Origin of the sequence: Clostridium boliviensis, assembly GCF_033342255.1 — a bacterium.
GTDB lineage: Bacteria > Bacillota > Clostridia > Lachnospirales > Lachnospiraceae > Lacrimispora > Lacrimispora boliviensis.
In genome coordinates, this window is record NZ_JAWONS010000030.1 from 59,399 (window position 1) to 83,059 (window position 23,661).

The window sequence follows — 23,661 nt, forward strand, 5'->3', positions numbered from 1 at the left end:
ATAAAAGGCGGCTTTCGTTATTATTTTAATTTATATAATTGATCAGTCATCCAGATCCATGAATTCAAAGTCATCATCCTCATTCTCATTCATCTTTGGATTTCTTCGGGAATTGACTGCCCTTCCCCCAGGTATTAAATTCTGCTCCATCTCTTCCAGGCTGGACTCTTCCATAAAATCGTCCTCTTCCTCATAAGAAGTGGTCTTGGGTATGAACGTATCAGGCTCGTCCATGATATCATCTTCAAAACCGGAATCCAGTCTGCCGGTCCGTTCTCTTTCTTTGAACTCCTCTCTGCTGTAGCGTCTCACTGTCACAGGCGGTGCTGCCTCTGCGCGGCTTTCTCCGCGGCTCTTGGGCTCGTCCTTCCTATGATTATCATGCAGGGGTTTATCAGGTCTTAAATCCGGTCCGCCGCCTCGTTTAATCAGGAAAATGACAATAACCAGTAATGCAAGGGCTAGTACGCTGACTGCAATCAAAATATAGAACTGCAGATGGTAATCCTTAAGCAGGTCACTGTAAGTTTGCGCCAGCTCCACATATTTGTCATTGGTAACACCGGTTGCAAAATATCTCTGCACCGTCTTTTCAGTAAGATCATACCGGTAAAAATTCTTTTCTCCGTTCCAGTTCATACCATAGAACAGACAATACTCTGCCTTTGATTCTGTATTGGCAACCCAGCCGGTAACCTTTATGCCATCAATTTCAATCTGCTGTTCTTTAAAGCCCTCGGGAACAGCTGCATCTCCATCCAGAGGGATAATTACAACCGCTTTTTCCGTAGTTTTTACTTCAACAAACTGGGACCAGCTATCCGCTCCTTCATTATAGATAAAGAAACCGCCGTTGCCGCCTTCATCCTTTAAGTATAATAAAAGAATATCTTTTTCAAGCCCTTTACCAGCCATCACTTCCGTTCCCTTATACTGATAGTTTGCGGCTTCAAAGCCTTCGGGAAGTGTGGACTCATCAAAGGAAGATGCGATGCGGTACACAATATCATGAATTGTTACGGAAGCGGAGCTAAACTCTGCTTCACCAGTCTCTCCGCCTGGGTTAGCTGTCGGAGTTGTCTCCCCGCCTTCCGGTTTTGTTACCTTTATGGTATAGTTCTTGATTGTCTGGCCATCTTCCGCGGTCACCTTTACTACAACCTGATTCTCTCCCGCTTTTAAGCCCTTTTCTCCAGTAAGCGTTACTTGTGCTCCTGCATTGGAAGCCACTGCGTTGACAACCAGATCCGCTGTGTTGGCATCAACCTCGGCCGTATAGCTGTCTACCTTTGAAGAAAAATCAGGGGATAAGGTTCCGGGTGAAATCTTTAAGGATTTCAGTGTTGCATCCTTTGAATACGTTGCAGGTGATGTAACCTTTACCGTGGAGCTGCCCTGTTTTGATACGGTAACAGCTCCGGAATTGACATCATAGATTTCCTGTGAAGTAACTGTAATCTTTCCGTTTCCTGCTTTCAGCGTTTTAAATTTCAGCGTAAACTGAAACGATTTCTGATCAGCGGAATTCATAGTTCCAAGTATCTTAATGGCTCCGGCTCCGCCGTTTGCGCTGGTTCCGCTTACAAATTCCAGAATTCCCGGGTCATAAGACAGCATGATCTCCGCAGTTCCCAGCGCGGTATCGCTGGTCACTTTCATATTCACGGTCACATCATTGCCTACCATAACGGAAGGATCGGAAAATGAGATCTTAGCATCCGATGCAAAGGATACAATGTGGCCCCAAGGGCTTATTACAGCCATCATACAAACCAGTATAAGGCTGGTGATTATTTTTTTTAGTTTCCTGTTCATATTGTCTCCTATTTAATAAACTTACATGTTAAGTACTTTCTTCTGCAGAAGAAGAAGATCCTGAGCATTAACTTTTCCGTCTCCATTTAAATCGGCTGCGGCTTTTCCTGCTTCCGGCAATTTCTCCAGACCCAGTAGATATCGCTGCAGCTTCAGCACGTCCAGACTGTTAACTTTCCCGTCTCCGTTTATATCACCGCTTCCTTTTGAAGTGGTGCCGGAAGAAGCCGGCTGCTGTGCCTGGGTCTGTTCCTGGGCCTGAGTTTGCGCCTGCGTCTGAGCCTCGGTCTGTGCAGGGTTTTTAACACCCGGGCCATATTCCGAACCCTGCTGTCCTGCTCCGGCAGTTGACTGTGCTGCTGTTGTAGAACCAGTCTGTGTTGATGTCTGGGTAGAACCATCCGGCGCAATGGTGATATTACTTCCGCCTGGAGTTCCTGCGTCATTACCTGAGTTGGAACCGGAAGCTCCTGGTCCCCAGCTGCCGCCTGAAGAACTGCTGCCACCCGAAGAGTTGTTTCCGTTTGAAGAACCAGAACCTGGCTGGTTATTATTTCCGGAGCTATAGGTAGGTCCATTGGCCTGTCGGACCACATGAAGGATATACTCTCTTACATTACCATTCTGCGCAGTAACTGAAACTTTTATATCATTATTTCCGCTTTGAAGCGCTATTGTTCCGGTTCCTTTTATGGAAGAAGCAGCATATAACGCAGAAGCATTCACTTTAATGTTAGTCACACCTGAATCCACAATCAGATTGTATTCTCTGGTATCACGGTCAAAACTGGGCGTCATAACAAATCCATCTACGCTAAGCCCTGACAGCTTATTATTGGGATTGCCGTCACCCGTTGGCTGGCTGCAGGGATTTTCGGGCATATTATTATAAACCGGTATTTTAAATTCAAGTCCGGTCTGCTTCATCTCATTGTTATATGCTTTTGAATATACAGCTGCCTCAGATGCCGCACCCTGTACATTGGTCATATACTGATGCTTATACAGATTCGCACCCTGTACATTATATTTCTTCAGATAAAATGTATCCTGCCCAACTTTTACATAGTTATTACCATAATATAGCGCACCGCCTAAAATTGATTTTTCCGGAGTACTCCAGGGGCGCTCGTAATTGCCTGTCTGAGATGCCCACCACAGGCCTCTCTGTACTGCGGTCATGCTTCCGGACTGGTATGCTTCTATATTAAAGAAATTATAGACTCCTGCATATCCTGATTCTGTGCCGGATATACTCTTGCCTGTTCCTGCAGAACCCTGTTCCTGAATGATCATGGCTGCCAGTACATATGGATTCACTCCTGACTGGGTTGCCGCATTCATAATCATATTGGTATAGGCAGGGCTGCCTGTTGTGGTTCCTGTTGTGGTTCCGCCCGCAGGTGAATTGGCAGATGGTCCGGTAAGACTTGCTCCAGGACCATATTCCATAAGTATAAATGCATGATTAGGCGTAATAGATGCCTGAGGTGATTCCAGGCTTACATTACCGGAAGAGGATCCTTGAGTCTCTGTTTTTGCTCCTGGACCAATATTGGCTCCTGGACCCACCGCATTTCCTGGATCCGTGGCTGATCCGCCATCCGGCGGAGTGAGTGAGGTTCCCTGGGAAGTACCGGTATTGTCAGTGCTTCCTGACAGGAATGTCCCCCTGACCATGGTATTTAATCCTTCCAGTGTATGCTTATTGCTGTCATATGTATGCGTCAAAAATTGAAATACATTGGTTTCATCCAGAAAATTTCTGGGATCCATAAAATACTTGACAATATCCTCTGATGCCGTAACCCAGGTACTTCCGTCAAATCCCACCCAGGTACTGCTGTTCCAGTCATAAGCCCCATTTTCCGTAGATTTCCAAGATGACATGCTATTTGTATGTACAAGAGTTTTTCCTACCAGACTTTCTTCCTTAATAGCAGTATTCCAGTCCAGATTGGTCTTCTGGGCAGTAAACACCCAGTTGGGATATTGGGCATGCAGCGCTCTTAAACGTACCTTATAACTTTCAGGGAAACCCTGAGCCGACAATTTTGATTCAAAATCCGCATCACTGGTATAAACCGCCGAAAATTTCAGATAACTTTTTGTAACATAACCTGTCACAGTCTGTCCATTGGAATTGTTAAACCGTATTTCATACCAGAGCCCTCCGTCAGATCCGTTCTTTTCATTGACTACGGTAACGGATGCTCCATTGGCCAGTTTCGTAACAATGGAATAAGAAGTCCCCGGCCCGCTTCTCACATTCAAAGTTGTGGCATTCACCGTTGCCGTCTTATTTGTATAAGCATACGTATCTATGTATGGCGATACCGCTCCTGTAAACGATTCAATCACCAGAATACTGGCAAGTACTACTGCCCACTTACCAGCTTTTTTATACTTTTTCATCTGTTTCTCCCATAATACACTTCGGTATTTTTATTTCCAGTTATATGTAAAGCATACATTATTTTATTATAATGACAAATGATACCATGTGTCAATCTGAATCAGTCAATCTTTACCCATTTGGAAATATTTGTAAGAAAATCTTTCATTTTATTCGGACACAAAAGCAGCAGGATGATGAAACACCCTGCTGCATAAATTACATATATTTACTTTTAGGCGATTTCTGTGCATGCCTCAATTGCAGATTCTAAAATAGATAGCCCGCTTTCAAGCTGTGTATCGGTTACCACTAACGGACATAAAAAGCGAATCACATTGGAATAGGCACCTGCACTTTCCACAATTAAGCCATGACGGACACAGTAATCAACAATATTACGAACCAGTCCTGCACTTGGCTGTTTACTTTGCTTATCCGTTACAAATTCAATCCCCATCATACAGCCGATTCCTCTGACGTCACCTACTTCTTTAAATCTGTTTTTCCATAATTCAAACCTGCTTCTGCATAAGTTTGATATCTCAACAGAACGGGAACACAGATTCTCTCGTTCCATAAGCTCTATTACCTTTAATGCAGATGCGCAGGCCAGCGCATTTCCTCCGAAGGTTCCGCCTATAATTCCGCCTTTTACACCATCAAAGATGTCAGCCGCCGCAGTGACTGCACTTAAGGGCAATCCTCCTGCAATAGATTTGGCTGATGCCAGAATATCCGGAGCACAGCCGGCATCCTTCCAGTAATCGGATACAAACATCCTGCCGGAACGTGCAAATCCGGTCTGAACCTCATCTGCAATCAGCAGAATTCCTTTCTCATCACAAATGGTTCTTAAAGCCTTAACCCATTCTATGGGAGCGGGAACAAAGCCGCCCTCGCCCTGCACCGGTTCTACCACAATACCTGCCACATATTCTGAAGGAGAGGCTTCTTCAAATACCTTCTGAAGCTTTTCCATATAATATCCAATAGCTGATTCATCGCTTAATCCCTCTGGATTTCTGTAGAGATATGGGAATTCCGCGCGGTAAACTCCATCTGGAAACGGTCCGATTCCCAGCGCGTATGCTTTTTTTGCCGTCATCGTCGCAGCAAGAAGCGTTCTTCCATGAAATGCCCCTGAAAATACAATAATATTAGGCCTTCCTGTATAGGACTTTGCAATTTTTACTGCATTTTCTATTGCCTCGGCGCCAGAATTGGCGAACATGGTTTTCTTTTTTTCTGCTTTGAGAGGAACAATTTCATTCATTTTCTCAGCAAGTTTTATGTATCCTTCGTGTGTGACAATATTCATCATACCATGAAAATACTGATCTGCCTGTTCTTTCACCGCTTCTATAATCTCCGGATGGCTGTAACCAATATTTAATACACCTACTCCGCCTACCCAGTCAAGAAACCTGTTACCATCCAGATCCTCCAGCATAGCCCCCTCTCCTCTTTTGATCACGCAGGGGTATACCGATTTAATGGCACCTGGCACAGCTTCCTCTCTCCGTTTTAAAACGGCCTCAGCTTTCGGCCCCGGCAGGGGCATCTTTATTTCTGGCAATGCATCTCTCAGCATATTATCCTCCTTTTTGCCATGGTGCGGCATCTAAATTGATTTTGTATAAATACGGCTGATCTCTTCCGGATTCAAAATGACCGGATGACTGGCAATACTGGCTGCTGAGATCTTCATGCAGTTTTCCGTCAGCCATGGTACATCTGCTTTACTGATTCCCATCTCCCCCAGTGTTTCTGTCAAATGAAGTTCTGCAATCAGCTCCCTGATCTGACTGACAAAGTCAGATTCATCTTTTCCTCCAAGCAGCTTTGACATGGCTGCAAATTTATCAGGAGAACCTTTTATGGATGCTTCATAAACATAAGGAGCAAGCGCCGCCAGCCCTCTGCCATGTACTGCATTTTTAAGTCCGCTGACCGGGTGTTCCAGCCCATGAAGTGCGGTCACTCCTGCTGTGTTGATAACCATTCCGCCCAGTGTACTTGCAAGACAGAGCTTCTCCCAGCTGTCTAAATCTTCCCTGTTATGATAGACTTTTTTTAAGCTGTCAGCAGCCAGCCGGATTCCTTCCAAAGCCATCATATCGGTAAGCGGCTGAGCTATGGATGACAGATATCCATCTATATTATGGCAAAGAGCGTCAAAGCCTACCGATGCCAGAACTCTCTGCGGCATGGTGGTCATCAGCAGCGGATCAATGATGGAGCATTTCGGTACAATGGCACTGCACCGGAGTGATTTTTTATCAAGCGTATCAGGATTTGTCATTACCGCAAATCCATTGCCTTCACTTCCGGTTCCGCAGGTCGTTGGAACTGCCAGTACCGGCAGTGCCTTATCGCTGACCTTCTTTCCAAAAATATACTCATTAATATCTCCGCCATTTACTGCCTGGAAAGCAATTCCCTTCGCTGCATCCAGACTGCTTCCTCCTCCAAGAGCAACAACAAGGTCACATGCTTCCTCCACTGCAATACCGGCCCCTTCACAGACCGTAGTTGTCATGGGGTTAGGCTCTACTTTATCAAACAATACAGACGATACTCCCTGCCTTTTAAGCAATTCTTCTGTTCTGGCAAGAAGACCGGACTCCCTGGTACTCCTGCCACCCGTCACGATAAGAGCCCGCTTTCCAAGTCTGGCTGCCTTTTCTCCGATTAAATCCGCCGTTCCCCTTCCAAATACCAGATTAACCGGCAGGTAATATTGAAACTCCATATAAATGCCTCTCTTCTTTGTATTTGCACTATTTTACGTTTTCAGTTTTCCCGTCCTCTGCGTTAACAAAATAATCATCCGTCAGCCCATAGGATTTTAATATTTTTAACAGCGTACCGTCTTCCTTCATTTCATTCAGGCACTGATTTACTTCATTCAGGAAATCCTTATCCTGGAAACGGACTGCAGCTCCGATCTGTCCGCTGGCCTCTGCCTCATAGGGTGCCAGAAGTTTAAGCTTTAAAGAGCTGTCCGCTGAAAGCGTATAGCCGGCAACAATACCATCTGTTACGACTGCGTCGACCTTTCCTGTGTTAACCGCTGTCATCAGCGTTGCCTGATTGTCATAAGCCAGAAGTTCGCCTATTTTTCCTTCAGCCAGCCATTTTTGTGCTGTCTCATAAAATGCGGTACCTGGCTGCGCACCAATTGTCTTGCCTTTTAAATCCTCTTTGCTTTTCACAGCAGAATCAGCGGGAATTACCACTGCCTCTCCCTCCTGATACCATTTATCAGTAAATGCCGCTATTTCCAGTCTCTCGTCCTTTACATACATCCCATCCACAACCATATCAATATTGCTATTATTCAATTCCACCAGAAGATTGGAAAAATCAATTTCCTTCATTTTAATATCCCCAATACCCAGGCGGCTGCACAGTTCTTTTAATATTTCAATATCAATTCCTTTTAACTGTCCGCTTTCCACATCTTTATAGCAGAATGGAGCGTCATTGGAAGAACCAATCTGTATATATCCTTTCTCCTTTATCTTATTCAGCATGGCAGATTCTCCTGCTCCCTGCTGTGTGGAGGCCGCCTGCTTTTGACCTGGCCCGTCACTTAAAACACCACAGCCTGCTAATAAAACTACAGCCAGCACTCCCAGTACAGCCATTTTTAATCCTGATATTTTTTTCATAATTCTCCTGCCTTTCTTTTTATATGATAATTTTAAGGGTTACGGCATACGTTTCAGTCTCCGTTCCAGAATTCCGGTTATCTGGGAAAGGGGAATGCTCAGCAGTAGGTAAACAACTGCCAGCAGAGTATACGCTTCTACTGTGAGAAACGTCTGAGATGCATAGGTTTTTGTGCGCAGAAGCAGTTCCTGCACCGAGATCATTGCCAGCAGGGACGTATCCTTTATGAGCATAACCAGATAATTTCCAAATACCGGTACCGAATTTCTCAGTGCCGGAGGTATAATGAAATGAAGCATTACCTTTCCTTCCGAAAATCCCAGTGCAAGCCCCGCCTCTCTCTGTCCCGGATCCACTGCAAGTATTGCAGAACGAATGACTTCCGACATGTAACATCCGTAATTAACTGCAAATCCAATGATTCCGCAGGTAGATGCCTTTAACTGTATATTGGTCTCATATCCCGCCATTAAGAGTACCCCGTTTAACAACGTAGGAATAACATAATAGATGTAAAAAAGCTGCACGAGCAGAGGAGTTCCCCTGACCAGCTCAATGAAAACCGAAAGAACCCGGCTGAGCATCCTGTTTTTGGAGAGACGCCCGATTGCAATAAGAAGTGCTGCCATTAATGCAAAGAAAAAACCAGAAAGGGTAATATACAAAACAATACCTACTCCTCCCCACAGGCTGGGTCCCAGTGTGTGAATCGTTTTTCCAAAATTTAATTCCATCCCTTCACCTCCTTATAACACTCTGGACAGAAATGTCCTGGTTCTTTCATTTTTAGGATTAGTAAATATCTCCTGGGGTGCGCCTTCCTCAATTACATACCCGCCATCCATAAAGATCACACGGTCTGCCACATCTTTGGCAAATCCCATTTCATGGGTGACCACAATCATGGTCATACCCTCTTTTGCCAGCTGCTTCATTACCTCCAGAACATCTCCTACCAGTTCAGGGTCTAAAGCTGATGTGGGTTCATCAAAGAGAAGTATCTCCGGTTTCATTGCCAGTGCTCTGGCAATGGCAACCCGCTGCTGCTGCCCTCCCGATAATGCGGTTGGATATGCATGGGCTCTGTTTTCCAGACCTACCTTCCTCAAAAGGTCCAGTGCCTGCTCTTTTGCCTCTTTTACAGGAACCTTGTTCAATTTGACCGGCGCATACATTACGTTTTCCAGTGCGTTTTTTAACGGAAATAAATTGAACCTCTGAAATACCATGCCTACCTGCTTCCTGTAATCTGTGACCTTTTTTCCCAGATGTGTAATATCCTCTCCCTGATACAGGATCTCTCCCCCTGTTGGGTTCTCCAGTAAGTTTACACAGCGCAGAAGTGTACTTTTCCCTGATCCGGAAGGCCCTATAATCACCACTACTTCACCCTTTTCTACTGACAGGTTCACATCTTTTAAAACTTCCAGATCTTCAAAGCATTTTGACAGATTCTTAATTTGCAGCATGATTAACCTCCTTTTCGCTCTTTTTATACAACAAAAAGGCAATGTCTTTTTTTCAAAAGCTTCATTGCCTGGAATATTCTATATATATGCATTTTTAAAACATATTCTTGAATTTTTTACGAATTATTTCAGTTAAGATTTCACAGGTTCCTTCTACACCTAACAGACTGGAATCAATCATGATATGTTTATGTTCCTTGTCTGACATCACATAACCGCAGTAATGTCTGTGATAGGACTCTCTCGCCTTATCAACCGAAGCAATCATCCTCTTCGCCTCATCTGGTCTCATGTTTAGACGTTCCACACAGTTTTTCAACCTTGCCTCATAGGGCGCATAGATAAAAATGTGGATCGTATTTTTATAATCCTCCAAAATATGATCCGCGCATCTGCCTACGATAATGCATGATTCCTTCTCTGCCAGATCAATAATGATCTTTTTCTGGGCTGCAAAGACTGAATCCTGAATGTTTGTGGTTCCCATACCAAGAGGATAGTTCATGTTAAAGAATGCTGATTTTGCACTTTCTTCCACATCGCTTACAGCAGAGACTGGAAGATTTAAATCTTTGGAAGTCATCTCTACAATATCCCGGTCATAATATTCGATTCCAAGGTTCTCGCTGACCATTCTGGCTATGGGTCTCCCCAGACTTCCAAACTGCCTTGTAATCGTAACAACAAACTTTTCTTTCATATGGTGCACCTCTCTTCTGAAGGATTTGTTATAGCATTCATTATATCCCTTCCCGGTTACCCCTGCAATGTCTGCAGATTCCAATCTTTTTTTTAGTTATTGTACTTTAAGTACAATTTGTGGTATACTTACCCTCAATCTGAGAGGAGGCAGCGATTATGAGAACTAAAGTTTCTGATTTGTATCATTCTGGATCTGAAAAATACAGCCTTGTCCTTCACAGCGGTGAAAACGGACTTTCAAACTCTGTCTCCTGGATTTACCTGGCAGAGGACATACAGAATATATCCTTTTTAAAGGGAGGAGAGCTGGTTATTACCACTGGACTGTTTACACAAAGCGGAACCTGTCTGTCTGATTTTATCCGTTCACTGGTGACTTACAACTGCAGCGGACTTCTTATCAATGTAGGAAAATATCTGGAAACAGCCGATCTGTCCCCTGAAATTCTGGACTTTTGCAAAATAAATAAATTCCCTTTAATCACCATGCCATGGAAAGTTCATCTGGTAGATATCATGCAGGACTATTGCAAAACACTCCTTCACGATACTCAGAACGCAGACCATTTAAACGCTGCATTTCAGACGGCCCTTTATCAGGACCCGATTCACGATACCACTCTTATGACCTTAAACCAGAACGGTTTTCCAACCGCAGCCGACTACCGGATTATAGTAATCCAAAATCTGCGCAATATTACCAGAATTACATTTACCTTAAACCGTCTCTCGTTAAAATATCATCTTTTTGAACACGATAATCTGCAGATCCTCCTTTATCTTACTTGCCAGTCCACCCCATCACTGAGTGAAATCATGGATATCCTTATGTATTATGACGGCATAACACTGGGTATTGGTAATGAATTTCATTCCCTCGCCAAAATAGGAATCTGTTATAAACGCGCCCGTTTTGCCCTGGCCGCGTCCTTGTTCTGGAGTATACCTTCTGTTAATTTTGATGAGCTTGGGATTTTTCAGATTCTTTTTTCCTCCTCTGACCCGGAACTGCTGCAGTCTGTGTACCAAAACAGTTTAGGGGTGCTGGAAGACTTTGATTCAGCCCATGATACCGATTACATGAGTACCTTAAAAGTCTTCCTCCTGTCTGACTGCAATCTGCTTAAAACTGCGGGCAAACTGCACACCCACCGGAACACGGTCATATACCGAATGAAAAAAATCAAAGAATTGTTAGGAACAGAATTGGATGATTCCAAAATTAAATTTGATCTGTTAATGGCTTTTTACATCAGAGAATATTTTGACATATAATGATGGGAGAGATAATGTCTGCATTACGTCTGGCTTTCTGCAGCATTAAAACGTTCCAGATTGGTACACATGTGCTCCATGACACGGAAAAAAACTTCAATCTCCTCCGGAGCAATCCCCTCACTGACTATGTCTTCAAACTGTTCAAACACCTTTTGGATCTGCTTTGCCTCTGTATACCCCTTTTCAGTCAGGCAGATTAAAAAGGATCTTCTGCAGTCCGGGTTGCTCTCTCTGACAAGAAGTCCAAGTCCCTCCAGCTTATCAATATTTCTTGACATGGCTGCTGCATCAATTCTGCATTGGTCTGCCAGATCTTTTTGAGTAACACGGTCCTTTAGCAAAAGACGGTATAATATTTTTGCCTGCCCCTGCCCTGGTGTCAGACCCATTTCAGACAACAGCGGGAATAAAGCCTGCTTCCTGGCTTTTTCCCCCCGCACCAGCATTTCCCTGATCGTTTCTTTATTCACAATCTGCCTCCTTCTTATTTATTCCAGTTCAAACTGCCCTGTATAAAGCTTATAATACCTGCCCTGCTGTGCAAGCAGTTCCTCATGATTTCCACGTTCAATAATCTCTCCCCGCTCCAGAACTAAAATAGCCTGGGAATTGCGGACAGTTGAAAGTCTATGGGCAATGACAAAAACAGTCCGCCCATTCATCAGTGTATCCATTCCCTTTTCAATCAGCTTTTCCGTCCGTGTATCGATGGAACTGGTCGCCTCATCCATTACCAGTACCGGCGGACGGGAGATGGCGGCCCGTGCTATGGCAATCAGCTGTCTCTGGCCCTGTGATAAATTACTGCCGTCATTTTCAAGCATGGTATTGTAGCCCGCAGGAAGTCTTCTGATAAAGGAATCTGCATTTGCAATTTTTGCCGCTTCCAGTACATCCTCCTCAGTGGCATTCAGCCTTCCATACCGGATATTATCGGCAATTGTTCCGGTAAATAAATGAGTATCCTGAACAATCAGTGAAATAGAGCGTCTTAATTCGTCCTTTTTTATCTGGCGGATATCAATTCCATCATAAGTAATCAATCCTTCATTTAATTCGTAGAACCGGTTGATCAGATTGATAATCGTGGTCTTCCCAGCCCCGGTTGATCCTACAAATGCAATCTTCTGGCCTGGTTTTGCGTATAAACTGATTCCATTCAAGATGGAGTACTTCTGCCTGTAGCCGAAAACCACCTCATGAAATCGCACATCCCCCTTTAGAGGAACCAGACGATATCCTTCTCTCTCATCGGGGATCTTCCAGGCGAAGTTTCCTGTATAGACGTCAGATTCCTTATAAACGCCGTTCTCCTTTTTCTCTGCCTTTACCAGAGTAACATTTCCTTCATCCACTTCCTGTTCCTGCTCCATCATCAGAAAGATCTTCTCAGCGCTGGCCAGTGCTACCATCAGGAAATTAATCTGCATGGTAAATTGGTTCATCGGCATGGCGCTCTGCCTTACATACACCAGATAAGATGCCAGAGTCCCCAGATTAATCAGACCTGAGATTGCAAATAATCCTCCCACGCAGGCGGAAACTGCATAGTTGAAATAAGACAGCGCAACAATTGTAGGTACCGTGATTCCAGTATAGACAGATGCTTTTGTGGAAGAGATCCGGAGTGCTTCGTTTAATTCACAAAACTTTTCAAAATTCTGTTTTTCATGGCGAAAAATCTTTTCCTCTTTCTGACCCTCCACCATTTCTTCCACAAATCCATTGACACTTCCAAGATTCCTCTGCTGCTTTGCAAAATATTTTTTACTCATACTTCCGTTATAACGGATATAAAGCAGCATGACTGTAAGAAAGAAAACAACGATCATGGATAGACGCACATCCAGGACAAGCAGCATGATAATCGTTCCGGTTGATGTAATAAAGCTTTGAATCAGCAGCGTAAAGCTGTTGTTTAACGCCTCCGATATGGTGTCCACATCGTTGGTAAAATGACTCATCAGCTCGCCGTGGGTATGAGTATCAAAAAATACAAGGGGCAGCTTCTGGGTATGGCGAAACAAATCCATTCTGATATCACTCACTACCTGCTGGGATACATGAACCATCATTCTGCTGTATACCAGACAGGAAAGAGCACCTGCCAGATACAGGCAGCCCATGATCAGAATCATTCGTATAAGCCCCGGAATATCTCCCGGAAGAATATAACGGTTTATCACCGGCTTTAAAAGATAGGTTCCGGCAATTCCCGAACTTGCACTGATGCATACCAGAACCGCAATCAGAAATAAGGAACGTCTGTAATGCCCAAGATAATTCAGAAGATGGAGCAGGGTCTTTTTTGTATTCTTTGGTCTTGTATGTCCTGTGGGTTTCATGCCGAAAGTCCTCCTCCCTTCTGCTGGGATTCAAAAATATCCCGATAGATTTCATTGTTCTCTAACAATTCTTCATGGGTGCCTGCTGCATTCACTCTGCCGTCACCCAAAACAATGATCTGGTCCCCATGGGAAACCGAAGAGATTCTCTGACTGATAATTATCTTCGTCATATCGGGAAGGGACTCTTTTAAAGCTTCATTGATCTTCTGTTCCGTCGCTGTGTCAAGAGCACTTGTGGAATCGTCCAGAATCAGGATTCTGGGCTTTTTTAAAACTGCCCTTGCGATACAGAGCCTCTGCTTCTGGCCGCCGGAAAGATTAACTCCTCCCTGACCGAGAACGGTATCATAACCATTATCCAGCCGGTCAATGAATTCGTCAACACAGGCAATCCGGCATGCCTCTGTGATCTCCTCATCAGAAGCATTCTCCTTTCCCCAGCAAATATTTTCCTTCACTGTCCCTGAAAACAAAGTATTTTTCTGAAGTACCATGCCAATGGCTTCCCTCAAATGATCCTGCGTATAGTGACGAATGGGTTGATCATCTATCAGAATCTCTCCGGAGTTTATTTCATACAGACGCTGAATGAGCTGTACCAGTGTACTTTTCGCAGCACCTGTCTGCCCGATGATTCCAATCGTCTGTCCAGGCAGAATCTGAAAAGATATGTCTGAGAGCACATACTCTTTTGCAGTATCCTTGTATTTAAAGTATACATGATCAAAGCAAATGCTTCCCTGTGTAATCTCAATGTCCGATGCCTGATCGTCACGAATGGCCGGTTCTTCCACAAGAACTTCTGAGATTCTTCTCCAGGAAGTCAGGGATCTGGTGAATAAGAGAAATACATTGGAAAACATCATAAGAGAATTCAGAACCTGGAGCACATAGCTTAAAAAGCTGGTAAGTGCTCCCACCTTCATCCCCTCTCCGATCACCAGGTTCCCTCCAAACCACAGAATACTTAAAATCGTACCGTACATCACAAACTGCATGGCAGGCATGTTAAGTGCTGCCAGTGAAAAGGAACGCTCCGAAGCATTTTTTAACGAATCATTGACCTCTCCGAATTTTTCCGTCTCATAATCACCCCTGACATACGCTTTTACCACCCTGACCGCTCTTAAGTTCTCCTGTATGGTACGGTTTACAAGATCCATTGCCCCCTGCATTCTCCCATAAAGGGGTCTGACATTCTTAATGATAAGAATCAGAATTACTGCAAGCAGGGGCGCCGCAATAAAGAATACCATTGCAAGTCGGGCATTCAGCCGGAAGGAAACAACCAAAGCTGTCAACATCATCACCGGAGATCTGAATCCCGGACGCATTCCATTGGTAATGGAATTCTGAATGGTAGTAACATCACTGGTCAGCCTTGTTACCAGGGAGGAAGTGCTGAAATGATCGGTATTGGCAAAGGAATAGGTCTGCATCTTCTTAAATTCTGCCTTACGGATCTCCGCTCCAATTCCATTGCCGCAGATTGCAGTAAATCGCGCACATACATGCCCCAGCAAAAGAGCAGTTGCAGCAAATGCAATCATCTGTCCTCCCTTCATTAAGATATAGCTTCTGTTACCGTTTGCAACGCCCACATCAATAATATCTGCCATTATCATAGGTATAATCAGTTCAAATACTGTCTCAGCTTCGATGCATAGGATTGCGATAATGAATTCTTTTCTGTACTTCTTTGCATAATGCAGCAGACTGTTCATTTTTTATTCTCCATATTGATATTACAACAGTTGTATTTGCAACTATTGACTATACAACAATTATATTCTCTCTGCCGGAAATGTCAATTAATATTTTCCCGTATAAAAAAAATCAGGCCTGCATTCCCTCAAAGGGGATTTAAGGCCTGATCTCTTATTTAATTTATTATTTTAACTTCTAATATTTGACTCTTATACCGGATAAGTTTTATTTTGCTTATCTGCCAGAGTGGAATCCACTCCAGTCTGCTGTGCTGCACGGTATTCAAAGAAATCCTTTGCAACAGCTGGGAATAATGCATAGGAAAGCACATCCTCTTCCTGCTGTTTCCACGGTGCACACTCTTTCTCGAACTGTGGAAGCTGAGGTGCAATTAAATCAGCCGGACGGCAGGTAATGGGAGTTTCATCACCGATAATCTTCTTCTGAACTTCCGGATTAAACGGTTTTACTGTCTGTCCGAACTCACCCATCAGAATCTTTTTGGATTCCTTGGTTACCATCTTATAACGCTCTCCGCTGATAACATTTAAAACAGCCTGTGTTCCAACAATCTGAGAAGAAGGAGTAACTAACGGCGGTTCTCCGAAATCCTTTCTTACTCTTGGAACCTCTTCCAGCACCTGTAAATATTTATCCTCCTGGCCTGCTTCCTTTAACTGGCTAACCAGATTGGATAGCATACCGCCTGGTACCTGATACTGAAGTGTCTTGATATTTACACCCAGAACCTTTGGATTTAACCGTCCGCTCTTTAACGCCTCTTCTCTGACTGGCTGGAAATAAGCAGCAATCTCTGCCAGAAGTGTCTGGTCATAACCGGTGTCATAAGGTGTACCCCTGAAGGTCTCAACCATAACCTCAGTTGCAGGCTGGCTGGTACCTAAAGCAAGAGGAGACATTGCGGTATCAATGATATCGCAGCCTGCTTCCACTGCCTTTAAATAGGTCATGGATGCAACACCAGATGTATAATGGGTATGAAGATCAATCGGAAGCTTTGTTGATTCTTTTAACGCACGAACCAGCTCATCCGCTTTATATGGTGTCAGAAGTCCTGCCATATCCTTAATGCAGATGGAGTCTGCCCCCATATCCTCAATTCTCTTTGCAATATCTTTCCAGTATTCCAGAGTATAAGCATCACCCAGTGTGTAGCATAAAGCTACCTGAGCATGCCCTTTTTCTTTATTACAGGCTGATACTGCAGTCTGTAAGTTACGGATATCATTGAGACAGTCAAAGATACGTATGATATCAACTCCGTTTGATAAAGACTTCTGTACAAAATATTCCACTACGTCATCTGCGTAATGATTGTAACCCAGAATATTCTGACCACGGAACAGCATCTGCAGTTTTGTATTTTTAAAACCATCTCTCAGTTTTCTCAGTCTTACCCAGGGATCCTCTTTTAAGAAGCGCAGGCATGCATCAAAGGTTGCACCGCCCCAGCACTCAACTGCATAATAACCAACCTGGTCCATCTTCTCCACGATCGGAAGCATCTGTTCAGTTGTCATTCTTGTAGCAAGCAAAGATTGATGTGCATCACGAAGAACTGTCTCAACAATCTTAACCGGCTTTTTTTCTATATCTGCCATTTTCTTACCTCCTGGTTATTGTTCATTTACTTTGCTCCCGGAACTATCAATGTCTCCGGTCAGACTATCTTACTCCGAAAATAGCCATGAATGTACCGGCTGCAACTGCAGTACCGATAACACCGGCTACGTTTGGTCCCATAGCATGCATCAGCAGGAAGTTTGTAGGATCTGCTTCTGCCCCCACCTTCTGGGATACACGGGCTGACATGGGAACTGCGGATACACCGGCTGAACCGATGAGTGGGTTAACCTTGCCGCCGGTAACCTTGCACATCAGCTTTCCAAAGAGAACGCCTGCTGCTGTTCCGATTGAGAATGCAATCAGACCTAACACAACAATTTTAAGCGTATCTAAATTTAAAAATGCTTCTGCACTGGTTGACGCTCCAACAGATGTTCCAAGTAAAATTACTACAATATACATGAGTGCATTTCCTGCCGTCTCAGCCAGCTGTTTCACAACACCGGATTCTTTGAATAAATTACCCAGCATCAGCATGCCCACTAAAGGTGCTGTGGTGGGAAGAATCATACATACAACGGTAGTAACAATGATCGGAAACAGGATGCGTTCCAGTTTTGAAACCGGACGGAGCTGCTCCATTTTGATTTTACGTTCTTTCTCTGTGGTAAGAAGCTTCATAATCGGCGGCTGTATAATGGGAACAAGTGCCATATAGGAGTAAGCAGCTACCGCAATGGGACCCATAAGGGATGTCATACCCAGTTTTCCTGCCAGGAAAATGGAAGTCGGGCCGTCCGCTCCTCCGATAATGGAAATGGCAGCTGCCGCTTTGTCATTAAATCCTATAAGAATCGCCATAAAATAGGCAGAATAGATACCAAACTGCGCCGCTGCACCCAGAAGAAAGCTCTTTGGGTTTGCAATTAAAGGACCGAAATCGGTCATCGCACCTACGCCCATGAAGATAAGCGGAGGCAGAATCCCCCATTCATCCAGTTTAAAGAAATATTGCAGCAGTCCGCCGCCGGAACCATCCGCTCCAACCTCTTTCATAATATCCGGATAGATATTTACCAACAGCATACCAAAGGAAATCGGAACCAGAAGCAGAGGTTCAAAGCCTTTCCGAATTGCCAGATACAGAAAAATAAAGGCAACCAGAATCATTAACAAATTTCCTGCAGTCAAGTTAAAGAATGCGGTCTGCTGAAGAAGATTGGTGAATGTATTACTGATATAATTCATGTTAATCCCTCCATAAGGAATCCGCGCTATTTATCGTTTTAGCGGATCTTTCCGTACTAGTTTAATGTAGCTAATGTTGCGCCTGCTTCTACGGAATCACCCACTGCTGCATGAATGCTGGCAACTGTTCCATCGGAAGGTGCTATGATTTCATTTTCCATCTTCATCGCTTCCAGAACGACAAGGACTTCACCTTTTTTCACTGCCTGTCCTGCGCTTACCTTTACGCCGAGGATCTTTCCAGGCATGGGAGCAGTTACCTTTACAGAGCCTTCAGCTCCTGTTGCTGCTGCCTTCTTCGGTGCCGGAGCAGCTTCCTTCTTAACCGGTGACGGAGCTGACACTGCTGCCGGAGCTGCTGCACCTGTGCTTTCTTCAACGGTTACATCGTAAACATTACCATTCACTGTAATTGTATAATTTTTCATGATGAAAATCCTCCTGATTATTTATGCTTTTTTCCATTTTCCGGCTGATGCACGTTTAATGGAACGTACCACCAGACCGCTTGGGGAGCTTCCTGTAGATGCTGCGATTGCTGCCGTTATGACAGCCACCAGTTCTAAATCGTCTGAAAGTTCCTCTTCCACTTCCTCTTTTACAGCAGGAACCGCCGGCTCTGCAGCAGGAACTGCCGGTTTGTTTTTATTAACAGCCTTTGCTTCCAGAACGCTGATGTAGCGAAAACAGCTGATCAGCAAACTAATAGCGATTAATACCAGAAAAACGGTACCCATTCCCATCAGCGTATTCAAAGCTGCTTTTTCCATCTTTTCACCAAACGTATACTGGGGAATAAATGCCACGCCGGTTATCTTGGAAAGCTTGTGGTCAAATGTTACGGTAAAATCCATATTTCTTTTTTCAAATACAGTATTAACCGTAGCACTGTAACCTTCCTTGCCCTCTTCTAATTTCACAGAATCCGAAGCAGAGATAAAGCCGCCTAATTCATCCTTTACATTCTCCCAGGAATCGATTCCCTCCGCCAGGGCAGCAACCTCATCCTTTTTTACCAGGCTCTTTCTCATCTGCTCGGTATCTTTGTCCTCAAGACCGGTGTACAGCTCCAGATACGAGGCGACGGGAATCTGCTCAAGCTGCGCTCTCATATCTGCATCGATAGCTCCGGCCTCAGACCCTGCTTTGCTGCATGCAGATAATGAAAAGAGGCAGACTGCCATAGTAAGACCCACTACTACTCGTTTCAAATTTAATTTCATATGCCTGTCACCTCATTCTATATCGTGCCATGTTTTTTTGCCGGACGATCCTCTCTCTTTGTGAATAACATCTCAAATGCAGCGATGACTCTGGCTCTTGTCTCACTGGCATCGATGATATCATCAACATATCCCCTTTTTGCAGCAGAAAGTGCACTGGACTGAAGAGCACGGTAACTTTCCGCCTTCTCTTCCATCACTGCCTTTCCATCTTCTCCCTTTGCGATCTCATCGGCATACATAATCTTTGCCGCCTGTACCGGGTCCATCATTCCAATTGTTGCCTCCGGCCATGCATAGACCATATCTGCACCGATGGATTTGCTGCTCATAGTCAGATAAGCACTACCTAGCGCCTGACCAATCACAACAGTAACTTTTGGCACAGTTGCATTGGCAAATGCATAAGTCAGCTTAGCAGCTGCCTTTGCAATCCTTTTTTCTGATCCAGCTGTACTTTCATATCCGGTAACATTCACCAGCGTGAGCAGCGGGATATCAAATGCATCACAGAATCCAACAAATTCTGCAGCCTTCTCACAGCCTTGTCCCGTTAATTTTGCTTCATAGGACATAGTCTTTAATCCATTATCATCATAGGATTCTGTACGATTGGCAACGCAGCCCACGGTAATTCCATTTAAACGGATAAAGCCGGTAACCATAGAGGAGCCATATTCTTTTCCGGTCTCCATAAAGAAATGATTATCAGAAATCTGCGTGAGTGCAATCTTCGTATCTCCTACATAGTTGGCTAAATCAGAACATACGCGGTTTAAATCATCTGTGCACTCATCGTAAGACATATCGTCCTCACTATTAGCAGGCAAAATTGTGACCAGGGTTCTGATATTACTCAGAATCTCCTCTTCATCTCCAACAAAATCTACCAGACCTGCTTCCCTGCTCTGGAAGTCAGCAGAAGCCGTATTTAATTTTTCTGTATAGTTATTCTCAATGGCGTTAGGAGAATTCACAAACAGCTTTGCAGACGTTCCTTCCATAAAAATAAAATCTGCCATAGCTGCTGAAACAGCCATGCCGCCGCCACAGGTGCCGAAAACCGCCATAATCTGTGGTACCACTCCTGATGCTAAAGTCTGGCTCATATAAAACTCACCAAAGCCATTCAAGGAATCTGTTGCCTCCTGAAGCCGTAATCCGGCACAGTCAACCAGACCAATTACCGGCGCTCCCATTTTCATAGCCATGGTGTAAAGTCGTGTAATTTTTTTAGCATGCATCTCTCCTACAGCCCCTCCGAAAACAGAAGAGTCCTGGCTGTACACATACACAAGGCAGCCCCCGATGGTACCGTAGCCGGTAACAACACCGTCAGAAGGAGTTTCCCTTGCTGTCATGTTAAAGTCTGTATTTCTCGCTGTTACGTAGCCGCCGACTTCAACAAAACTGTTTTCATCAAGCAAAGCATGAATCCGATTACCTGCTGATGTTTGTGTTGAATTACTCATTTTGCAATCCTCCATTTTGTAATATTTGCATAGCCCCGTTATAAAAATAACGATAAGACTATATAATAACACCAATTTCTGCCAATTATAATTGTATAATTAATCTCAACTTATTTCAAGCTCTATTTAGTAAAAAAAGAGCAAAAAACTATGGATTTCTTACAATCCATGGTCTATTGCTCCTAATCATCGTTGTCATTATATCGATTCGTGTAGATTTTTCCGGCATATTGTATATTTTTGTCGAATAAATTTGTGAGTTGTATCCAATGTTATTCTTTAATTTCTGTAATACCTATGCTGCCCTCCGGTGATTCCTGAAACACAATCCTGGAATCTCCTTCTCCCATGGCGACTCCTTCGGCTGTTTTCTTCAGCATGGCCGTATCAACTTTGGCCACTGCAACCATTAAATCGTCACCAAATACCATATCCGGATTCTGTTTTAACAGATCCTCCTGCGTTTTTAAAATTATCTTTTCCTGATCACCGGTGATAAACACACAGGGATAGGTAATAAGTTCTGCCAGCGTTTCCAGACTCCGGTCTGAAACTGCTTCCTGTATTTTTTCCGCAAAGGCTTCCGCCTGTTTTCCTGGTCCCTCAGCGGTCTGATCATCAGCCATATCTGTACTTTCTGAGCTGTCTTCTGTTATGCCTTGTTCCGTTATATCTTCTTCTGATAAGGCATTTTCCATAATACTGGCCGCAGTCTCCGACTCTGTCATCTTCGTAGTTTTTAAACCTGCGGCAGGATCTCCCTTTTTTCCGCATCCAACTGCAAAAAATACAGCCAGCACAATGACAAAACTTATGAAACCGAATCTTTTCCTGAGCATTTAACTTCCTCCCTGCGTCCTTTTACTGCTTCGGGCACAGTATAGCACCGGTAAAGATTGGAAGTCAATAGAGTTTCCAAAACCGTAAACCTTAGTCATTTTTCCGTAAGATATTTGTCCGCATTTTTAATTATTTATATTCCTTATGGAGTGTAAAACCTCTTCCCCGCACTTCGGTAACCTGATTGATAATCATAAAGGCGTGAGGATCCATTTGAAGAACCAGCTCATTGAGCTTTGACAGCTGCCTTCCGGAAATCACTGTAAGAACAGCAAAGGAGGATTCCCTTAAATAACCGCCCTCACTGGCAAGCAGCGTAGTACCACGGTCCATACGCTTTTGTATCTCCCGGCTGATCTCGTCATATTTTTTGCTGACAATTTTTACCTGCATCTGATTTCGTCCCGTCATAAGCACTTTATCCAGAACAAGGGTGTACAAAAGAACAAGCAGGATTCCGTACAGTATCTGTTCGAGGTTGGAAAAAATCATCTGAGACAGAAGAATAAGACAGTCAAATAATGATAATGTAAGGGAAATTGATAAGTTCCACTTTTTATTCAGAATCAGAGGAGGTATGTCCATGCCACCGGTAGACGCACCTGCACGTATAACCATACCGATTCCTGCACCGATAAGAAGACCGGAAAAAACAGTAGCCAGCATACGGTCGTGAGTGATAACCGTACTCCCCAGCAGATTCTCAAAAATCCCCAAAATGAAGGGGAAATAAAAGGTACTGATCATCGTTGTAAGTGCAAAAGCTTTCCCCAGCACAAACGCACCTGCAATAAACATTACAATATTAAAAATTCCGATAAAAAGAGCAACCGGAATCCCAAACTTCGCATTGGCAACCAAAGCAAGACCTGTGGTACCTCCTGTAATCAGCCCGCCTGGGAGAATAAACAGGGAAACAGCAAGCGCATATACGGTGTTACCTGCCAGCACCGCCGCTATTTTCTTCCAATTCATACTTTAGTAACTTCCTTTCATGTACTTACTCTGTTAAAAACTTTGCCCTAAGCTCATCCCTTTTCTCCGGAGTCACGGACAGCCGGGTACTTAAGTAATGGTCTATAGATCCAAAGGACAGTTCGATTGCAGAAAAAGCACGGAGAATATAAGTCTCTGAAACAGTGAATAATACCCTGACACAGTCCGCAAGACCTTTATCTCCTGTCTTCTTTTCAATCTGCGCGCAAACCTGATTGACCTGCTCTATTACGTAATCATTGGTTTTCACAAAATCTCTTATAATGGTTTCCCTTCGGACACCAAGTGCGAAAAGAAGCAGCGCAGTTCCAATACCAACCCGGTCCTTCCCTGCTGTGCAGTGCCATAATACTGCCCTGTCATCTGCTTCCAGCAACAGGTTGAAAAAACGGGAATAGGAATCAGCGGCATGGTCATTTAAAACCAGGTCTTCATAAAGCCTGTCCACATACAATTGCGGTTTTCCGTCTAAGGAAGAGGCATGAAGAATAATTGATTTCAATGCATCCCTCTCCCCTTCCTCTGCTTCCTGTTCTTCCTCTTCAAAGGTAATCCCCACTGTTTTCTCATCCAGGATGGGATTAAATATATTACACACACCCGGCATATCCGGATCTGGTTTCTGCATTCGTTCCGTGGCTGTTCTGAAATCAATGATGGTGCCAAGGCCGCACTCATCGGACAATATACGGATATCATCACCGGTTGCCTCATATAAAGTGCCGCTTCTGATCAGCCTGTTTTGCAGTATCTTTCTCCCGTCCTGAGTTTTAAAACCGCCCAGATCTCTGGTATTATGCAGCTTCTCAAGCTCAATTCTACCAATAAAACCGGTATCTCTCTCATTCATTTTTATCATATCCTCCCATTCCCTACTGCACGTCTTCTGTTAAAAGAGGGAAT

The 23,661-nt window shown here is 44.0% G+C and carries 20 protein-coding genes; 1 reads left to right on the plus strand and 19 read right to left on the minus strand.

All coding sequences use genetic code 11. The features are described from left to right. Positions 1-42: 42 nt before the first annotated feature. From RZO55_RS01720 to RZO55_RS01755, 8 genes are all read right to left on the minus strand, one after another. Positions 43-1,815, minus strand: coding sequence for a cadherin-like beta sandwich domain-containing protein (locus tag RZO55_RS01720; protein WP_318062574.1), 1,773 nt, complete (start codon positions 1,813-1,815; stop codon positions 43-45). 21 nt (positions 1,816-1,836) lie between these two features. After that, positions 1,837-4,230, minus strand: coding sequence for a dockerin type I domain-containing protein (locus RZO55_RS01725; protein ID WP_318062575.1), 2,394 nt, complete (start codon positions 4,228-4,230; stop codon positions 1,837-1,839). A gap of 215 nt (positions 4,231-4,445) precedes the next feature. Continuing rightward, positions 4,446-5,804, minus strand: coding sequence for an aspartate aminotransferase family protein (locus tag RZO55_RS01730; RefSeq protein WP_318062576.1), 1,359 nt, complete (start codon positions 5,802-5,804; stop codon positions 4,446-4,448). 30 nt (positions 5,805-5,834) lie between these two features. Then, positions 5,835-6,965 (minus strand): iron-containing alcohol dehydrogenase, encoded by a 1,131-nt coding sequence (locus RZO55_RS01735; protein WP_318062577.1) that lies wholly within the window; start codon positions 6,963-6,965, stop codon positions 5,835-5,837. 28 nt (positions 6,966-6,993) lie between these two features. After that, on the minus strand, positions 6,994-7,887 hold the full coding sequence (locus RZO55_RS01740) for a substrate-binding periplasmic protein (RefSeq protein WP_318062578.1): 894 nt from the start codon (positions 7,885-7,887) through the stop codon (positions 6,994-6,996). 39 nt (positions 7,888-7,926) lie between these two features. Next, a complete protein-coding gene (locus RZO55_RS01745) occupies positions 7,927-8,622 on the minus strand; it encodes an amino acid ABC transporter permease (RefSeq protein ID WP_318062579.1) in 696 nt (231 codons plus the stop codon). A 12-nt stretch (positions 8,623-8,634) separates the two neighbouring features. After that, entirely contained in the window at positions 8,635-9,357 is a 723-nt protein-coding gene (locus tag RZO55_RS01750; protein ID WP_318062580.1) for an amino acid ABC transporter ATP-binding protein, read from the minus strand. Positions 9,358-9,451: 94 nt separating this feature from the next. Continuing rightward, positions 9,452-10,057 (minus strand): cytidylate kinase-like family protein, encoded by a 606-nt coding sequence (locus RZO55_RS01755; RefSeq protein WP_318062581.1) that lies wholly within the window; start codon positions 10,055-10,057, stop codon positions 9,452-9,454. A 158-nt stretch (positions 10,058-10,215) separates the two neighbouring features. Here RZO55_RS01755 and RZO55_RS01760 point away from each other — a divergent pair, with 158 nt between their 5' ends. Continuing rightward, entirely contained in the window at positions 10,216-11,334 is a 1,119-nt protein-coding gene (locus RZO55_RS01760; RefSeq protein ID WP_318062582.1) for a PucR family transcriptional regulator ligand-binding domain-containing protein, read from the plus strand. A 23-nt stretch (positions 11,335-11,357) separates the two neighbouring features. Here the strand turns inward: RZO55_RS01760 and RZO55_RS01765 are convergent, their stop codons facing one another. From RZO55_RS01765 to RZO55_RS01815, 11 genes are all read right to left on the minus strand, one after another. Further along, positions 11,358-11,807: a MarR family winged helix-turn-helix transcriptional regulator gene (locus RZO55_RS01765; protein WP_318062583.1), complete on the minus strand. Its 450-nt coding sequence runs from the start codon at positions 11,805-11,807 to the stop codon at positions 11,358-11,360. An 18-nt stretch (positions 11,808-11,825) separates the two neighbouring features. Continuing rightward, positions 11,826-13,682: an ABC transporter ATP-binding protein gene (locus RZO55_RS01770; protein WP_318062584.1), complete on the minus strand. Its 1,857-nt coding sequence runs from the start codon at positions 13,680-13,682 to the stop codon at positions 11,826-11,828. Further along, a complete protein-coding gene (locus tag RZO55_RS01775) occupies positions 13,679-15,409 on the minus strand; it encodes an ABC transporter ATP-binding protein (RefSeq protein ID WP_318062585.1) in 1,731 nt (576 codons plus the stop codon). Before RZO55_RS01775 ends, RZO55_RS01770 begins: the two co-directional genes overlap by 4 nt. A gap of 192 nt (positions 15,410-15,601) precedes the next feature. Next, on the minus strand, positions 15,602-17,014 hold the full coding sequence (locus RZO55_RS01780) for an oxaloacetate decarboxylase subunit alpha (RefSeq protein WP_318062586.1): 1,413 nt from the start codon (positions 17,012-17,014) through the stop codon (positions 15,602-15,604). A gap of 64 nt (positions 17,015-17,078) precedes the next feature. Further along, the gene (locus RZO55_RS01785; RefSeq protein WP_318062587.1) at positions 17,079-18,227 is read right to left on the minus strand and encodes a sodium ion-translocating decarboxylase subunit beta; all 1,149 of its coding nucleotides are present in this window, start codon (positions 18,225-18,227) and stop codon (positions 17,079-17,081) included. 56 nt (positions 18,228-18,283) lie between these two features. Continuing rightward, a complete protein-coding gene (locus RZO55_RS01790) occupies positions 18,284-18,655 on the minus strand; it encodes a biotin/lipoyl-containing protein (protein WP_318062588.1) in 372 nt (123 codons plus the stop codon). A gap of 21 nt (positions 18,656-18,676) precedes the next feature. Further along, the gene (locus tag RZO55_RS01795) at positions 18,677-19,450 is read right to left on the minus strand and encodes an OadG family transporter subunit (protein ID WP_318062589.1); all 774 of its coding nucleotides are present in this window, start codon (positions 19,448-19,450) and stop codon (positions 18,677-18,679) included. 17 nt (positions 19,451-19,467) lie between these two features. After that, complete coding sequence (locus tag RZO55_RS01800) at positions 19,468-20,922, minus strand: acyl-CoA carboxylase subunit beta (RefSeq protein WP_318062590.1); 1,455 nt, start codon at positions 20,920-20,922, stop codon at positions 19,468-19,470. A gap of 272 nt (positions 20,923-21,194) precedes the next feature. Then, complete coding sequence (locus RZO55_RS01805) at positions 21,195-21,761, minus strand: hypothetical protein (protein WP_318062591.1); 567 nt, start codon at positions 21,759-21,761, stop codon at positions 21,195-21,197. A gap of 130 nt (positions 21,762-21,891) precedes the next feature. Continuing rightward, positions 21,892-22,737: a YitT family protein gene (locus tag RZO55_RS01810; protein WP_318062592.1), complete on the minus strand. Its 846-nt coding sequence runs from the start codon at positions 22,735-22,737 to the stop codon at positions 21,892-21,894. Between the two features lie 25 nt (positions 22,738-22,762). Beyond that, positions 22,763-23,608 carry a tyrosine-protein phosphatase gene (locus tag RZO55_RS01815; protein ID WP_318062593.1) on the minus strand — a complete coding sequence of 282 codons (846 nt, stop codon included), beginning with the start codon at positions 23,606-23,608 and terminating at the stop codon, positions 22,763-22,765. Positions 23,609-23,661 lie beyond the last annotated feature (53 nt).

Excerpts from the sequence above, each read along its gene's own strand:
- RZO55_RS01720 (WP_318062574.1), bottom strand. The coding sequence starts at position 1,815 with ATGAACAGGAAACTAAAAAAAATAATCACCAGCCTTATACTGGTTTGT.
- RZO55_RS01725 (WP_318062575.1), bottom strand. The coding sequence starts at position 4,230 with ATGAAAAAGTATAAAAAAGCTGGTAAGTGGGCAGTAGTACTTGCCAGT.
- RZO55_RS01730 (WP_318062576.1), bottom strand. The coding sequence starts at position 5,804 with ATGCTGAGAGATGCATTGCCAGAAATAAAGATGCCCCTGCCGGGGCCG.
- RZO55_RS01735 (WP_318062577.1), bottom strand. The coding sequence starts at position 6,965 with ATGGAGTTTCAATATTACCTGCCGGTTAATCTGGTATTTGGAAGGGGA.
- RZO55_RS01740 (WP_318062578.1), bottom strand. The coding sequence starts at position 7,887 with ATGAAAAAAATATCAGGATTAAAAATGGCTGTACTGGGAGTGCTGGCT.
- RZO55_RS01745 (WP_318062579.1), bottom strand. The coding sequence starts at position 8,622 with ATGGAATTAAATTTTGGAAAAACGATTCACACACTGGGACCCAGCCTG.
- RZO55_RS01750 (WP_318062580.1), bottom strand. The coding sequence starts at position 9,357 with ATGCTGCAAATTAAGAATCTGTCAAAATGCTTTGAAGATCTGGAAGTT.
- RZO55_RS01755 (WP_318062581.1), bottom strand. The coding sequence starts at position 10,057 with ATGAAAGAAAAGTTTGTTGTTACGATTACAAGGCAGTTTGGAAGTCTG.
- RZO55_RS01760 (WP_318062582.1), top strand. The coding sequence starts at position 10,216 with ATGAGAACTAAAGTTTCTGATTTGTATCATTCTGGATCTGAAAAATAC.
- RZO55_RS01770 (WP_318062584.1), bottom strand. The coding sequence starts at position 13,682 with ATGAAACCCACAGGACATACAAGACCAAAGAATACAAAAAAGACCCTG.
- RZO55_RS01775 (WP_318062585.1), bottom strand. The coding sequence starts at position 15,409 with ATGAACAGTCTGCTGCATTATGCAAAGAAGTACAGAAAAGAATTCATT.
- RZO55_RS01780 (WP_318062586.1), bottom strand. The coding sequence starts at position 17,014 with ATGGCAGATATAGAAAAAAAGCCGGTTAAGATTGTTGAGACAGTTCTT.
- RZO55_RS01785 (WP_318062587.1), bottom strand. The coding sequence starts at position 18,227 with ATGAATTATATCAGTAATACATTCACCAATCTTCTTCAGCAGACCGCA.
- RZO55_RS01790 (WP_318062588.1), bottom strand. The coding sequence starts at position 18,655 with ATGAAAAATTATACAATTACAGTGAATGGTAATGTTTACGATGTAACC.
- RZO55_RS01795 (WP_318062589.1), bottom strand. The coding sequence starts at position 19,450 with ATGAAATTAAATTTGAAACGAGTAGTAGTGGGTCTTACTATGGCAGTC.
- RZO55_RS01800 (WP_318062590.1), bottom strand. The coding sequence starts at position 20,922 with ATGAGTAATTCAACACAAACATCAGCAGGTAATCGGATTCATGCTTTG.
- RZO55_RS01805 (WP_318062591.1), bottom strand. The coding sequence starts at position 21,761 with ATGCTCAGGAAAAGATTCGGTTTCATAAGTTTTGTCATTGTGCTGGCT.
- RZO55_RS01810 (WP_318062592.1), bottom strand. The coding sequence starts at position 22,737 with ATGAATTGGAAGAAAATAGCGGCGGTGCTGGCAGGTAACACCGTATAT.
- RZO55_RS01815 (WP_318062593.1), bottom strand. The coding sequence starts at position 23,608 with ATGAATGAGAGAGATACCGGTTTTATTGGTAGAATTGAGCTTGAGAAG.